Here is a 964-nt window from a genome sequence, read left to right on the forward strand (position 1 = left end):
GAAAAGCCTACATATGTAGGCTTTAAAGCACAATAATAACTTCATATTATTCAATGATTGAATACCCTTCAGACCAATAATCTTGATCTATATGATATTCACTTATTTCAAACCCATCAGGGCACTCTTTAAACCCTTCTAGTAACTGTAACTTACTAATTGAAATTTGAGCTTTAAACTTCGAGGAATAAACTCCAATTAATTTAATATCCTCAGTATTTTCCGAAATTTCATGTACATGGTGTAATATGTAAACAGTATTCATCTAAAAAAAGCCTTAGTATTAAGGGTTTTGAAAAACTAGATTACCCCATTTTTAAGACCCTTTATTCTTCATACCTGAACAACTTTACAGCTTTCAAATTACATACCTGTTAGCAACACTAATTTAACTCATTGTGCAACCTTATAGGTTTAGTCTGGAAGTCCGTTAACAAACTTATTCATCGAAATAGGGCTCACCAGTTAACCAAAAAAAATCATATTTATTACTTAATCTTTCTAGCAAAGGCTCCACATTTGAAGCTAAATTTATGGCCTGAAGGGAGTCCATTCCATACAAGTTGAACCCTGATTCATCTAACCCTTCAATTTCAACATGGCAGCCTGATGTAACCCCATCAGTAGGAAATTTTACGTCGTTTTGATTTACAACAAATGGCTCACTTATTTTTATTACTAACTCTTTGGTACATTGACCGCCTTTTTCTGAAAAAAGTAATTTTCTCTCTGCCACATACTTCACTATTTATCACCTCTTAGATCATTTGTTTCTTTCTTGGTAACATTGATCTCTGGAAATCCTGGCAGCTTCAAAACACCTAAATTTCTTTCTTCCAGTTAAACCAGCACAAGTTCGCAAGATACTTTGATAAAGCGCTTCACAGTTTTCATCATCTTCTTCTTCGCAAAAGAATTGGCCGGCCACATATCCTGAAGCGCTTCCTAGGGTTCTGTCGCAAAG

The 964-nt window shown here is 34.5% G+C and carries 3 protein-coding genes; all 3 read right to left on the reverse strand.

Going from position 1 to position 964, the window contains the following annotated elements:
* Nucleotides 1-46: 46 nt before the first annotated feature.
* Nucleotides 47-265, reverse strand: a complete 219-nt coding sequence (locus KCG35_RS25645) for a DUF7336 domain-containing protein (RefSeq protein WP_215822693.1) — start codon at nt 263-265, stop codon at nt 47-49.
* Nucleotides 266-439: 174 nt separating this feature from the next.
* Entirely contained in the window at nt 440-745 is a 306-nt protein-coding gene (locus tag KCG35_RS25650) for a hypothetical protein (RefSeq protein WP_215822695.1), read from the reverse strand.
* 18 nt (nt 746-763) lie between these two features.
* Nucleotides 764-964, reverse strand: a 201-nt coding sequence (locus KCG35_RS25655) for a hypothetical protein (RefSeq protein WP_215822697.1), incomplete at its 5' end; no start/stop codon positions are given.

This window comes from Zooshikella harenae, assembly GCF_018837975.1.
GTDB lineage: Bacteria > Pseudomonadota > Gammaproteobacteria > Pseudomonadales > Zooshikellaceae > Zooshikella > Zooshikella harenae.

What these genes read in the sequence shown, in the direction of transcription:
- KCG35_RS25645 (WP_215822693.1), bottom strand. Translation starts at nt 265, where the DNA reads ATGAATACTGTTTACATATTACACCATGTACATGAAATTTCGGAAAAT.